Here is a 13704-nt window from a genome sequence, read left to right as displayed (position 1 = left end):
CCGGGCCGTGATTACGTAAGGCCCATGACTGCGATCAGACTGCTCCTCGTCGACGACGATCCGCTGGTGCGGGCCGGGCTGTCCTTCATGATGGGCGGCGCCGACGACATCGAGATCGTCGGCGAGGCCGCCGACGGCGCCGAGGCGGAGGCCCTCGTCGACCGCACCCGCCCGGACGTCGTCCTCATGGACATCAGGATGCCGACGGTGGACGGTCTGACGGCCACGGAGCGGCTGCGCGCCCGCGAGGACGCCCCGCAGGTCGTGGTCCTCACCACCTTCCACGCCGACGAGCAGGTGCTGCGCGCGCTGCGCGCGGGTGCCGCCGGGTTCGTCCTCAAGGACACCCCGCCGGCCGAGATCCTCGCGGCGGTACGCCGGGTCGCGGCCGGCGACCCGGTCCTGTCGCCCACGGTCACCCGCCAGCTGATGCGGCACGCCGTCGGCACCGCGGCCGACACGCGCCGCACCCGCGCGCGCGAACGCCTGGCCGCCCTCAACGACCGCGAGCGCGAGGTCGCCGTCGCGGTCGGCCGGGGCCTGGCCAACGCCGCGATCGCCACCGGCCTGTTCATGAGCGTCGCCACCGTGAAGACGCACGTCTCGCGCATCCTGGCCAAGCTGGACCTCAACAACCGGGTGCAGATCGCGCTGCTCGCCTACGACGCGGGACTCCTTGAGGAGGAGCAGGAAGAGCGATGACCGAGGCGGCCCGTCGTCAGGCGAACGCGGGAGAGGTGCCGGCGATCTCCGCGAGGTGCACCGGCCGGCGCCCTCGCCGTGACAGCTCGCACGCCTCGGCGATCCGCAGCGCCTGTAGCGCCTCGCGCCCGTCGCAGGGGTTGGCCCGCTCGCCCCGGACGACCTCCACGAACGCGTTCAGCTCGGCCTCGTAGGCGGGGCCGAAGCGCTCCAGGAAGCCCGTCCAGGGCTTGTCCGCGGCCGGCGGCCCGGTCGGCTCGGTGGACGCGATCGGCGTGCGGTCGTCCAGACCGACCACGATCTGGTCGCGCTCACCGGCGAGCTCCATGCGCACGTCGTAGCCGGCCCCGTTCATCCGGGTCGCGGTGAGGGTGGCGAGCGTGCCGTCGTCCAGGGTGAGCAGCGCGGCGGCGGTGTCGACGTCGCCCGCCTCGCGGAACATCCGGGGACCGGCGTCGGACCCGGCGGCGTAGACGTCCGTCACCTCCCGGCCGGTCACCCAGCGCAGCACGTCGAAGTCGTGGATCAGCGTGTCCCGGTACAGCCCGCCGGACAGCGGCAGCCATGCGGCGTCCGGCGGCGCCTGGTCGCTGGTCAGGGCCCGCACGGTGTGCAGCCGCCCCAGCCGGCCGGAGCGCACGGCCTCGCGCGCGCCCGTGTAGCCCGCGTCGAAGCGGCGCTGGAAGCCCATCTGGAGGACCGTCCCGGCCGTCTCGACCTCGGAGATCGCGCTCAGAGTCCCTGGCAGGTCCAGCGCGATGGGCTTCTCGCAGAACACCGGCAGCCCCGAGCGTGCTGCCCGACCGATCAGTTCGGCGTGGGCCGACGTGGCCGTCGTGATCACCACCGCGTCGACCCCCCAGCGGAAGATCTCCTCCACGCCGGGCGCCGCCGTCTCACCCAGCCGGTGCGCCAGTTCCTGGGCCCTGGCGGCGTCCGCGTCCGTGAGGATCAGGGAGCCGACGTCGCGATGCCGGCTCAGCGTGTTCGCGTGGATGGTGCCGATGCGGCCCGTACCGATGACGCCGATGCGCATGAAAACAAAGTGCGTGCCCGACGCGCCGCTGTCAATCTGTATGTCCGGACAATCTGACTACACGACTTCCCGTCAACAACGCACGGAGCTACGCTCGCCCCGTGCCGAAACCAGAAGTGGACCCGACCGTGCAGCTAGAGCTGAGCGTGGACCGCAGCTCCCCCGTGCCGTTGTACTTCCAGTTGTCCCAGCAGCTGGAGGCCGCGATCGAGCACGGCACGCTGACCCCAGGCAGCCTGCTGGGCAACGAGATCGAACTCGCCGCCCGGCTCGGCCTGTCCCGGCCGACCGTCCGCCAGGCGATCCAGTCGCTCGTCGACAAGGGCCTCCTCGTCCGCCGCCGCGGCGTGGGCACCCAGGTCGTGCACAGCCAGGTGAAGCGCCCGCTGGAGCTCAGCAGCCTCTACGACGACCTGGAGGCCGCGGGCCAGCGCCCGGCCACCCGGGTCCTCGTCAACAAGCTCGTCCCCGCCTCCGCCGAGGTCGCCGCCGCGCTCGGCGTCGCCGAGGACAGCGACGTCCACCGCGTGGAGCGCCTCCGCCTCGCCCACGGCGAGCCCATGGCCTACCTCTGCAACTTCCTGCCCCCCGGCCTCATCGATCTCGACACCGACCAGCTGGAGACCACCGGCCTCTACCGTCTGATGCGAGCGGCGGGCATCACCCTGCACAGCGCCCGCCAGTCGATCGGCGCCCGCGCGGCGACCACGGAGGAGGCGGAGCGCCTGGCGGAGGAGACGGGCGCGCCACTGCTCACCATGCAACGCGTCACGTTCGACGACACGGGCCGGGCTGTCGAGTACGGCACACACACGTACCGCCCGACGCGCTATTCCTTCGAGTTCCAGTTGCTGGTACGCACCTGATTTTTCGGAGGCGCGGGGAACTGCGCGAGCAACCGACCACTCACCGGCACCCGGCAACGATCCGCACCGCCCGCCCCTGCCCCGCTCCGCACTCCACCCCGCCGTGAGGCAGAATCGGCGGCGATGAGCACCTACCGCGACTTCACCGCCCCCATCGGCTCCCGCCGTGCCACGGCCCTGCGCACCGTCGGCACCCGGGAGCGCCGCTCGCACCTGACGGCGCCCCGCGTGCCCACGGTCGGCATCGACATCGGCGGTACGAAGGTGATGGCGGGCGTCGTCGACGCCGACGGCAACATCCTGGAGATGCTCCGCACGGAGACCCCGGACAAGTCCAAGAGCCCCAAGGTCGTCGAGGACACCATCGCCGAGCTGGTCCTGGACCTCTCCGACCGGCACGACGTGCACGCCGTCGGCATCGGTGCGGCCGGCTGGGTGGACGCCGACCGCAACCGCGTGCTGTTCGCCCCGCACCTGTCCTGGCGCAACGAACCGCTCCGCGACCGCCTCTCGGGCCGGCTCTCCGTCCCCGTCCTCGTGGACAACGACGCCAACACCGCCGCCTGGGCGGAATGGCGCTTCGGCGCCGGCCGGGGCGAGGACCACCTCGTCATGATCACCCTCGGCACCGGCATCGGCGGCGCGATCCTGGAGGACGGCCAGGTCAAGCGCGGCAAGTACGGCGTCGCCGGCGAGTTCGGCCACATGCAGGTGGTGCCCGGCGGCCACCGCTGCCCGTGCGGCAACCGCGGCTGCTGGGAGCAGTACAGCTCCGGGAACGCCCTGGTCCGCGAGGCCCGCGAGCTGGCCGCCGCCGACTCGCCCGTCGCGTACGGGATCATCGAGCACGTCAAGGGCAGCATCGGCGACATCACCGGCCCGATGATCACCGAGCTGGCCCGTGACGGCGACGCCATGTGCATCGAGCTGCTCCAGGACATCGGCCAGTGGCTCGGCGTCGGCATCGCCAACCTCGCCGCCGCCCTCGACCCGTCCTGCTTCGTGATCGGCGGCGGCGTCTCGGCCGCCGACGACCTGCTGATCGGCCCGGCCCGGGACGCCTTCAAGCGGCACCTCACCGGCCGCGGCTACCGCCCCGAGGCCCGTATCGTCCGGGCCCAGCTCGGCCCCGAGGCCGGCATGGTCGGCGCCGCCGACCTCGCCCGGCTGGTCGCCCGCCGCTTCCGCCGCGCCAAGCGCCGCCGCGTGGAGCGCTTCGAGCGGTACGAGCGCTACACGCAGTCGCTCCGCAGTACCCAGGAGACGCCGTGACCGCCTCCCTGCCCCACCAGGGATCCTGGCCCGACGAGCCGGACCGCCCGGTCGAGGACCGCCGCCACATGATCCGCCGCAGGGCCCTCACCCTGCTGATCATCGTGCTGCTCATCGGCATCCCGGCCGGCTACCTCGTGATCTCCGCGAACCAGAGCCGCGACAGCGGCAAGGACAAGGAGGCGAAGTACTCGGCGACCGGCCTGACCGAGGGCTGGCCCTCCAAGCTCCAGCGCCGCATCTACCAGGTGCCCGTCCCGCACCCGGCCTGGCACGTGGCGTACTACGAGACCAACAACTGGAAGACCAGCCGCCTCTACACCCAGTTCGAGACCAACGCCGCCGGCCTCGACGCCTATCTGACCGGCCTGGGCGTGACCCGGAAGGACCTGAAGCAGGGCCACGTCACCATCGGCGCCCGCGACCGGAAGGTCACCGGCTGGAAGTTCGCCACGACCGACTCCTGGTACGGCTTCGTCCACCGGCAGAAGAACCCCGCCCCCACCCACGACGTGGTCGTGGACCTGTCCAACCCGGCGTACCCCTGGGTGTACGTCGTGGCCCGGACCGTGCCCTAGAGGGCTTCCGCCGGAGCCGATTGTCAGACCCCGCCCGTAGAGTCGGAGACAGCTGATCCGAAACGCGGGCGGGAGGTGACCGGACGTATGGGCGACACCAGTGCGGTGGCCGAGCGGGCCGAGGCGCCCGCGGTCCCGGTCCGGCTCCCGGCCGTCTTCCTGCCGGCCCCCCTCCCGCGCGAGGGACGCATCGCCTTCTGGGACCCCGAGGGCGAGCCCTTGCCCGCCGGGGACCCGGAGCACACCGCCGCCACCGAACTGACCGTCGTACGACGGCACGGCGCCGCCGGGGTCCGGCGGCGCGCCACCCCCGCGCTGGCCCTCCCGCTCGACGCGGCCCTGCCGCTCCTCGTGCGCGCCCGGCACGACCCAAGAGCCCACCCCGCCACCGCCTGCTGGGGCGCCGCCGCCCTCCATGCCCTGCGGCTGACCGCCCGCGGCCGGCTGCTGCCCGGCCTCACCCCCACGGGCCACGACGCCTGGCGCGCCGGCCCCCTCGACCCGGACGACATCGCGCACCTGCGCGCCGTTGCCGCCGCCCTGCCCTACGAGGGACACGCCGTCCCGCTGCCCGGCCCGGGCCCGGTCCGGCTGCCCGAACCGGAAGCGCTCGTCCGCGCCTTCCTGGACGCGGTCGCCGACACCCTGCCCCGCACCCCGGCCGCGCCCTACACCTCCGGCAGGCCGTTCGCGGCCCGCGAGCCCCAGCACCTGCCCGCCGCACACGACTGGGCCGCCGAGGTCGCCGCCGGCATGGACGCCGGCGTGCGGATCTCGCTCCGCCTGGACCTGTCGGCGTACGACCTGTTCGACGACGCCTCCGACGGCCGTGCCCGCAGTGCCGGCGCGGCGATCGTCCAGGTGCACAGCCTCGCCGACCCCACCCTCGTGGCCGACGCGGCAGCCCTGTGGGCGGGGGAGGCCGACGACGCCTTCGGGCCCCGCGCGCGCGTGGACGCGGCCCTCGCCGTCCGCCGCGCGGCCCGTGTCTGGCCCCCGCTCGACCGGCTCGCCGACCAGGACGTGCCCGACGTGCTGGCCCTGACCGAGGACGAGCTGAGCGACCTGCTCGGGGTCGCGGCGACCCGGCTCGCCGCGACCGGGGTCGCCGTGCACTGGCCGCGGGACCTCGCGCAGGACCTGTCCGCCGCCGCGGTGGTCCGCCCGGCCCCCGGCTCGGCGACCGACGGCACCGGCTTCTTCGAGAGCGAGGACCTCCTCCAGTTCCGCTGGCAGCTGGCGCTCGGCGGCGACCCGCTCACCGACACCGAGATGGACGCGCTCGCCGAGGCCCACCGCCCGGTCGTCCGGCTGCGCGACCGGTGGGTGCTGGTCGACCCGGCGCTCGTGCGCAAGGCCCGCAAACGGGACCTGGGCCTGCTCGACCCGGTCGACGCCCTGTCCGTCGCCCTCACCGGCACGGCCGACGTGGACGGCGAGACGGTCGAGGCCGTCCCCGTGGGCGCGCTGGCCGCCCTGCGCGACCGCCTGACCGCGGGGATCCGCCCGGCCGAACCGCCCCCGGCTCTTCAGGCCACCCTCCGGGACTACCAACTGCGGGGCCTGGCCTGGCTCGACCTGATGACCACCCTCGGCCTCGGCGGCTGCCTCGCCGACGACATGGGACTCGGCAAGACCGTCACCCTCATCGCCCTGCACCTGAAGCGGGCGCGCAGCGAACCGACCCTGGTCGTATGCCCGGCCTCCCTGCTGGGCAACTGGCAGCGGGAGATCAACCGCTTCGCCCCCGGTGTGCCGGTCCGCCGCTTCCACGGCCCGGACCGCAGCCTCGACGGCCTGGACGGCGGCTTCGTCCTCACCACCTACGGCACCATGCGCTCGGCGGCCCCCGCCCTGGCCGAGCGAGCCTGGGGCATGGTCGTCGCCGACGAGGCGCAGCACGTCAAGAACCCCTACTCGGCCACCGCCAAGGCGCTGCGCACGATCCCGGCCCCCGCGCGCGTGGCCCTGACCGGCACACCCGTCGAGAACAACCTTTCGGAGCTGTGGGCCCTGCTCGACTGGACCACCCCCGGCCTCCTCGGCCCGCTGAAGTCCTTCCGCGCCCGGCACGCGCGTGCCGTGGAGAACGGCGAGGACGAGGAGGCGGTGGAGCGCCTCGCCCGGCTGGTCAGGCCCTTCCTGCTGCGCCGCAAGAAGTCCGACCCGGGCATCGTGCCCGAGCTGCCGCCCAAGACGGAGACCGACCATCCCGTCCCGCTCACCCGTGAACAGGCCGCGCTGTACGAGGCGGTGGTCCGCGAGTCGATGCTCGCCATCGAGACCGCCGAGGGCATGCCCCGCCGCGGCCTGGTGCTCAAGCTCCTGACGTCGCTGAAGCAGATCTGCAACCACCCCGCGCTGTTCCTCAAGGAGGAGCACACCGGTGCCGCCGGGGACCGGCTCGCCGCCCGCTCCGGCAAACTCGCCCTCCTCGACGAACTGCTGGACACGCTGCTGGCGGAGGACGGATCCGCCCTCGTCTTCACGCAGTACGTCGGGATGGCCCGCCTCATCACCTCCCACCTGGCCACCCGAGCGGTCCCGGTCGACCTCCTCCACGGCGGTACGCCGGTCCCGGAGCGGGAGCGCATGGTGGACCGCTTCCAGGCCGGTTCGACACCCGTCCTGGTGCTGTCGCTCAAGGCGGCGGGCACCGGCCTCAACCTCACCCGGGCGGGACACGTCGTGCACTTCGACCGCTGGTGGAACCCGGCCGTCGAGGAACAGGCGACCGACCGCGCCTACCGCATCGGCCAGACCCAGCCGGTGCAGGTGCACCGCCTCATCACCGAGGGCACCGTCGAGGACCGCATCGCCGAGATGCTCCGGTCCAAGCGCGCCCTGGCCGACGCGATTCTCGGCTCCGGCGAGTCCTCCCTCACGGAACTGACGGACCGGGAGCTGTCCGACCTGGTGTCCCTGCGGAGGTCGTCATGACACCCGGCCCGGCCGACGAGGCCCGCCGGGCCCTGCGGGAGGCCCGGGCACGGGCGGCCCACGGACCGGACCCGGCCTCGGCCCCGGGCGGTGGGCCCGCGGGGCAGGACGTTCCGCGCCCCGGCGACGTCGCCCGTGAGGCGCTGCGCAAGGCGGTGTCCGAACCCCGGGGGAGCGGCCAGGGAGAAGGCCACGACTCGGAGGAGGAGACCCGGGAAGCCGGGGCTGCGACGGAGCCTTCGGCGCCGGAGCGTTCGCGGGAAGATGCGGCCGGGCCCGCCCCGGCCGGGGATCGAACCGGGGCGCAGGAGGCCGAGGTGCCTGCGGCCGGTCACCGCGGAGGTGCCCCCGACCGGCCCGGGCCACGCGCGGCGGACATCGCGCGGGAGGCGCTGCGCGCGACCCGGGACGAAGCGCGGCGCGCCCGGGAGGAGACCGAGCGGGAAGGCGCCCGGCGCAGGCGCAGGGCCCGGCAGAAAGTCGTGGACGAGAGGGCGGCGGCCGCCCGGCGAGCGCGCGACCACGGCGTCGGCGGGGGAGCACCCGACGTACGGCGGCTGCTGTCGGACGCGTTCCGGATGCCGGATCTGTCGGACGCGCGGGAGGTGTCGGGCCCCCCTGGGGGGTCCGACACGCCGGTCGTACCGGATGCCCCGGACCCGGCAGGACTGCCGGACGCGTCGGCCGGACCGGAGGGCACGCCCTCCGGCCTCGACGAGAGGAACGGCCGGGCGACATCGGCCGTGGCTCCCACCCCCGAGACGAGTGCCCCGGCGAGCCCGGCGGTGGCCGTGACTGACGCCTCTGAGCCCACTGCCCTCACAGCGCCGGCGGCTGCGCTCCCGCCGACCCGCGCCTCCGGACCAGCCCACCCGGCGTCCCCGCCCCGCGTCATGACCGCTCCCGGCCCCACGGCCTCTCCCACGGCTCCAGGCTCCATGGCGGCCCCGGGGCGCGACGGCGACCTGCGCCGCACCTTCCCGCCCTTCCCGCCCCGGGACGGCGACCGCTTCGCCGAGAGCTGGTGGGGGAACGCCTGGGTCGGTGCGCTGGAGCAGGGCGCGCTGGACGTGAAGCGGCTGGAGCGGGGGCGGGGGTACGCGGGGCAGGGGCATGTCGATGCCATCACCGTGACGCCCGGGCTCGTGCTGGCCTACGTCCAGGGCAGCCGCCCCCGCCCGTACCGCGTCCAGGTGCGCCTGCGCACGCTCGACGACACCGACTGGGACCGCTTCCTGGAGGCGGCCGCCGACCGCCCGGGGCACATCGCCGCCCTGCTCGACAAGGAGATGCCCCAGTCCCTCGCGGAGTGCGGCGTGCCGCTGCTGCCCGGCCCCGGTGACCTGGAGCCCCGGTGCAGCTGCCCCGACCGCGGTCACCCCTGCAAGCACGCGGCCGCCCTCTGCTACCAGACCGCCCGGCTGCTCGACGCCGACCCCTTCGTCCTGCTCCTGCTGCGCGGCCGGGGCGAGCGGGAACTGCTCGACGCGCTGTCCCGGCTGAACGCCACCCGCGCGGCGCGCGCCGCGCGCGACAAGGGCCCGGCGCCCCTGCCCGGCGTGCGGGCCGCGGATGTCCTCGCCTCGCGCGCCCTCCCGCCCCTGCCCGCACCATTGCCTCCGCCCGCGCACCCCGAGCAGCCCCCGGCCTACCCGGCGGCCCCCGGGGGCCCGGACCCCTTCGCGCTGGACCAGCTCGCCACGGACGCCGCAGCCCGTGCCCACGCCCTGCTCGGTACCGGCCGTGACCCGGTCGGGCAGCTGACCTTCTGGCAGGACGCGGTGCGCCTGGCCGCGGCCCGCCCCGGGGCGGGACTCACCGCCGGCACCCGGTCGCTCTACGCGTCCCTCGCCTCGGCGGCGGGCCGCACCCCGTCCGAGCTGGCCCGGGCGGTCGCCGCCTGGCGACAGGGAGGGCTGGAGGGCCTCGCCGTCCTGGAGGAGCCGTGGGACCCGCCGGCCGGGCGGTTCGACCGAGCCCGCCCCCTCCTGCTCGCCGCCGACCTGCCCGCCTTCCGCCCCTGGCGCAACCACCTCACCCATCCCCGGGGCCACCTCCAGCTCCGCCTCGGCCGCGACGGGCTCTGGTACGCCTACGAGTCCGAGCCGGGCCACGACGACTGGTGGCCGAGAGGCACTCCCGACCTGGACCCGGTCGGCGCCCTCACCGGCCTCGGTCTGCCGAGCGAATTCTGAACACGCCCCGGCGCCCCCGCGCATTTGCAGCCGTGAGACGACGGAACCCCGCGGGGAGGCAGGGCGGGGTTGGCGCCAGAAAAGTCTCGTGTCAGTGACCATTGAAGCTCCGCCATGGTTGCGACCACCGACCGACCCGGAGTTTCAGTGCCTCGTCACCGTGGTGAGGGGGTCGTGCTCATGCGCGCAGTTCTCGCAGGAGCCGTAGGTGTCCCAGGCAGGGAAGTGATCGGAAGCGGGCAGAGCTACGACTTCCTCTATGAGGCAGCCGTTCTGGTCGGCCCGCAGCACCTCCGCGTCCATCTGGGTGCCGATGAAGACGAGTTCCTGCGCATAAGGGCTGGCGGTGTCACGAGCAGAGGAAGGCTCGAAGCGAGCCACCGAACCGGCCTGCGGTCACAGTCCCGTCACCCAGGGCCGGCTGGTGAGGGTGAAGAAGCCCTTGGACCTGAGGACCTGTCCGCAGGCGCCGCTGCCCGGTGTCTCCGTCACCAACGTCCAAACCGGTCCTGGGTAGAAGGACCTTCCGGAGCAGAGGACGGTCGAGGGGATGGCGTACTGAACGAAGCTTCGAAGGAGGGCGTGAACACCGTGTCGCGGGGCACAAGGGCTATCGCACCGAGGTCCTGGCATTCGGAGCTGGTCGGGATCTACCCACCAAGGGACGAACTCAGGCCCTTGTGAAGCTCATACGCACACGCGCCTGAGCCGGAATGGACGATGGGGTTTAAAATGATCATTCTTGGGCTTATTCTGCTGATCATCGGCATGCTTGTCGGCATGGGTCTGCTGACGACGATCGGTGGCATCCTCATTCTGGTTGGCGCCATCCTGTGGATCCTGGGTGCGACCGGTCGCGCGGTCGGTGGACGCAAGCACTTCTTCTGAGGTCAGGGCGCCTCACCAACTCTCTGCCCCGGGTCACCACTGGACCGTCCCTGGGACCGACGGCGGCGCCTCCCGTGCCGTGACCGTCTCGCGTGCCGACGCGCGGACGTCGGGATGTGCGTGCTGGCGCAGGGTGCGGAGCTGGCCGCGCCACGGCTCCGTCCACCGAGAGCGGCTGCCGCCGGAGACGGTGAGCCTGATGGCGAACAGGCCCTGGGCCAGGCCCGGTTCCGCACCCAGCGTGCGGGCGGTCTCCAACCAGGCGTCTGGCGGGGGGCCGCTGATCGTGCTGAGCCGCGAGCTGATCCCTTCGGCGATGTCCCGGGCGAGCAGCGGACGTCCTTCGCAGTCGGCAGCCAATCGGCGCAGGCCCGACGACAGCGCGGTGGCGTCCTTGTTCAGTTCGAGGGCATACAGCCGGAGTTCGGCGACGGAGCGCGCGAAATCCTCGTGCCCTGCAGCGGTGTCGGCGGCGCGCAGCAGCACGTCCGCCGTCGGCCGGCCCCCGCCCCGGTAGCGGTGGTGGAGCAGGAGGTGGTGCAGCAGGGTCGTAACCCGCTGCCGGGCCGGCTGGTCGCGTTCGGGCTCGGCGTCGGGCTGGTCCGGGCCTCCTGTGGCTTCCAGCATCGCCCGCAGGGCCCGAAGGTACGGGCCGTCGTCGTCCGCCGCGAGCTCCACCAGCTCCTGCCCGGCCATCGCCCACACCGCCCGATCGGCAAGGGCCGTGGTGGCGGCCACCAGCATCTCGGCGATCTCCGGCTGCCACGGCGCCCATTCCGCCAATGCCGGGAACAGCGCCGCAGCCGTTCCCGGTTCGAGCGGCTCGCAGGCGCGATGCAGTAGCCCTGCGTACCTGGCCCGATGCTCCTCGTCTACCTCGGCCACGGCCGCCCGTGCCAGCGTCTGGCGGAGCTCCGTGCGTCCCTGCGCGGCCGACTCCAGCACGGGCCAGCTGGCCGGCTCCGCCAGCATCCCCTGGGCAAACGCGACGCACACCGACTGCACGTCGTGGTACTGCCCCGGCAGCTCGAACGCCTCCCGCAGCAGCGGCGCCGCCTGCGCCGGAGGCAGCATCGTCGCCGCGAGGCGCACCGCCTCCTTGCGGCCTGTGACCTTCACCGTCCGCGGGTTCTTCGGCGTGAGCAGCCTGCGGAGGTCTGTGGCGAGCCGCGGCGGCGCGACGTACTGCGCGGCCCGCGTCGCCGCGTAGATCGCGACCCGGGCGCGGTCGCCGCCCGCGTGCTCCAGCAGCAGCGGCAGCACCTCGTCGGGGCGGTCGGTCCACGGCAGTGCGCCGAGGGCCGCCTCCGCCAGCGGGACGTTCGACGATCCCGTGTAGCGGCGGACGACTTCCAGGCCCGCCTCCGGGATCACTGCCGCCGCCGAGAGGGCCTGGACGCGCACATGCACCGGTTGCCCCGCGTCGCCCGCCGTGCGCGCGAGCAGCTCCGCCGCCGCCCGCTGCTGGCGCGGCACCCAGCGGTGGGCCTGGTAGGTGGGTGGCGTCCAGTGGCTGCGGGCGGTCAGGAAGCGGCCGTACGGTGGGGTGTCCGCCAGCAACAGGTCGAGTAGGTCCGTACGCTGCCCCGTCAGGACTCTCAGAACGGACGGCAGGACGGCGGCGGACGGCTCCAACCGCACGATCCGCTCCACCCGCTCGTCGCGCCCCGTCGGCTGCTCCAGCCAGAGGTCGACGGCGGTGCGGACGGACGCGTCGTCTCCGAACTGGACGGCCTGCCACAGGTACTCCTGGAGTTCGGCCATCCCCCACGCGCGCCGCCCGAGTGCCCGTACGAGTGCGAAGACGAGCGAGTAGTCGGCCTTGTCGGTGGCGGCTTCCAGCCACGGCCGTAGCGCCGCCAGCACCTCGTACTCCTGGCCGCGCCGCAGCACGATGTCGAGGCGGCCGACGTTCGCGCCTCCGGTGTGGCCGGACAGCCGGGTGAGGGTGTCGAGGGCCCAGCCGACGAGCCGCGTGCCACCGGTGACGGCGTGCTCGCGCAGCACGGACAGGGCGAGCGTGCTGAGCGCGTGACGGGTGCTCCAGGAGGAGTCGCGGGCTTCGACGGCGTCGATGGCGATTCGTCCGAGGTCCTCGGCGGCGTCCTCCGCGAACAGCGAAGGGCGCACCTCCGCCAGTGCGGAGAGGGCGGCGCTGCGGACCGGGTCCTGTTCATTGCGCAGCCGCAGCAGCGCACGCAGCAACCGGCTCACTTCCCGTGGGTCGCGGGAGCGTGCTGCGTTGCGGACGAGCAGTGGGTACGCCGTGGCGCGGTCGTCCGCGGCGGAGCGGCGGACGGCGGTGAGCAGGTCGTCACGGACCTCGTCCGGCGGCAGATAGGCGGCTGCCGTCAGTATCTGCGTCCAGTGCGCGCCCCTGCTGCGGGCCAGCGTCGCCATCCGCCGAGCCTCGGCAGTGCGCCGCTCGTACGGCAGTACGTCGAGCAGGGCGGGGCTGGGGTCCGCGTGGGCGAGGCCTTTGCCCTCCATCGCCGCGTCGAACAGGGCGCCGCGGCGGGAGGGCGGCAGGCAGGCCAGCAGCCGGGCGAGAGCGGCTGCGTTGTCGTTCCAGGCGCAGGCGAGTCGGTGAGTTCCGCCGGGGCGTGGCGGACGAGGCGGCGCAACACGGCGGGTTCGAGGTGGCCGCTGTTCAGCCGGGGCCGCAGCTTCGGGCGTAGCAGCAGCCGCACCGTCCGGCCGGGATCCGCCTCGACCAGGAGGTGCAGCTTGCGGTCCACGGGCATCGGCAGCGTCTCGTAACGCTCGAGCACAGCCAGCACGCCGAGCGGATCCCGTTCGGCGAGGAGCGCGAGTGCGTCCGCGTGGGACGCCAGCCAGCCGTCCCGTACGACGGCGGGGAGGGTGTCGAGCTGCCGCTCCATCTCGGCGAGCAGCAGAGCGGGATGGCGGGCGGCGAGCCCCGTCACAAGCTCGTCGACCGCCCCCTCTGCCGCGGCGCACCGGGCAGCGGAGGCCAGCTCACGCATGCGGTGCGGGTAGGAGAGCAGGTCGACGGCTGCGAGCAGGTGCTCGACGCGCTGGGACATGAGGGCGATTCTGCCTGGCGGGCGGGGGTGGCGCCTGCGGATTTCGGCGGGGCGGGGGTCGTCGTGCGGCAGGCTGTGTGGCTGTCTGTACGGGCTCTGTGGCGGTCTGTGCAGGCTCGGTCAGCAACTCCACCAGTCGGTGGATGAACCGTTCCGGGTTCGGTAGGGACTCGATCATTT

At 73.8% G+C, this 13704-nt stretch carries 11 protein-coding genes; 7 read left to right on the top strand and 4 right to left on the bottom strand.

What is annotated here, in order from left to right; all coding sequences use genetic code 11:
- Positions 1-24: 24 nt before the first annotated feature.
- Complete coding sequence (locus OO68_RS03320; RefSeq protein ID WP_033306573.1) at positions 25-702, top strand: response regulator; 678 nt, start codon at positions 25-27, stop codon at positions 700-702.
- Between the two features lie 16 nt (positions 703-718).
- Here OO68_RS03320 and OO68_RS03315 read toward each other — a convergent pair whose 3' ends face one another.
- A complete protein-coding gene (locus tag OO68_RS03315; protein WP_033306572.1) occupies positions 719-1738 on the bottom strand; it encodes a Gfo/Idh/MocA family protein in 1020 nt (339 codons plus the stop codon).
- Positions 1739-1866: 128 nt separating this feature from the next.
- Here OO68_RS03315 and OO68_RS03310 point away from each other — a divergent pair, with 128 nt between their 5' ends.
- The 5 genes from OO68_RS03310 (at position 1867) to OO68_RS03290 (ending at position 9589) form a co-directional block, all read left to right on the top strand.
- Complete coding sequence (locus tag OO68_RS03310) at positions 1867-2604, top strand: GntR family transcriptional regulator (protein WP_209442542.1); 738 nt, start codon at positions 1867-1869, stop codon at positions 2602-2604.
- 123 nt (positions 2605-2727) lie between these two features.
- Positions 2728-3876: an ROK family glucokinase gene (locus tag OO68_RS03305; RefSeq protein WP_033306570.1), complete on the top strand. Its 1149-nt coding sequence runs from the start codon at positions 2728-2730 to the stop codon at positions 3874-3876.
- Positions 3873-4454, top strand: a complete 582-nt coding sequence (locus OO68_RS03300; RefSeq protein WP_033306569.1) for a hypothetical protein — start codon at positions 3873-3875, stop codon at positions 4452-4454. The genes OO68_RS03305 and OO68_RS03300 overlap by 4 nt, the downstream gene beginning before the upstream one ends.
- Positions 4455-4541: 87 nt before the next feature.
- A complete protein-coding gene (locus OO68_RS03295; RefSeq protein ID WP_033306568.1) occupies positions 4542-7394 on the top strand; it encodes an SCO1167/SCO6262 family helicase in 2853 nt (950 codons plus the stop codon).
- Positions 7391-9589 (top strand): SWIM zinc finger family protein, encoded by a 2199-nt coding sequence (locus OO68_RS03290; protein ID WP_033306567.1) that lies wholly within the window; start codon positions 7391-7393, stop codon positions 9587-9589. Before OO68_RS03295 ends, OO68_RS03290 begins: the two co-directional genes overlap by 4 nt.
- 144 nt (positions 9590-9733) lie before the next feature.
- Here OO68_RS03290 and OO68_RS48415 read toward each other — a convergent pair whose 3' ends face one another.
- On the bottom strand, positions 9734-9970 hold the full coding sequence (locus OO68_RS48415) for a CobW C-terminal domain-containing protein (protein ID WP_329503649.1): 237 nt from the start codon (positions 9968-9970) through the stop codon (positions 9734-9736).
- Positions 9971-10321: 351 nt separating this feature from the next.
- On the opposite strand from OO68_RS48415, the gene OO68_RS45240 reads away from it, so the two are divergent.
- A complete protein-coding gene (locus tag OO68_RS45240; protein WP_093436216.1) occupies positions 10322-10477 on the top strand; it encodes a hypothetical protein in 156 nt (51 codons plus the stop codon).
- Positions 10478-10510: 33 nt separating this feature from the next.
- On the opposite strand, the gene OO68_RS42075 is transcribed toward OO68_RS45240, so the two are convergent.
- Both OO68_RS42075 and OO68_RS42945 read right to left on the bottom strand, forming a co-directional pair.
- Entirely contained in the window at positions 10511-12877 is a 2367-nt protein-coding gene (locus tag OO68_RS42075) for a hypothetical protein (protein ID WP_051814348.1), read from the bottom strand.
- Entirely contained in the window at positions 12829-13524 is a 696-nt protein-coding gene (locus OO68_RS42945; RefSeq protein ID WP_051814347.1) for a hypothetical protein, read from the bottom strand. Before OO68_RS42945 ends, OO68_RS42075 begins: the two co-directional genes overlap by 49 nt.
- Positions 13525-13704: the final 180 nt, after the last annotated feature.

It is taken from the genome of Streptomyces iakyrus (assembly GCF_000717055.1).
Lineage (GTDB): Bacteria > Actinomycetota > Actinomycetes > Streptomycetales > Streptomycetaceae > Streptomyces > Streptomyces iakyrus.
The sequence above is the reverse complement of the archived record's forward strand: the minus strand, read 5'-3'. Positions and strand labels throughout refer to the sequence as shown.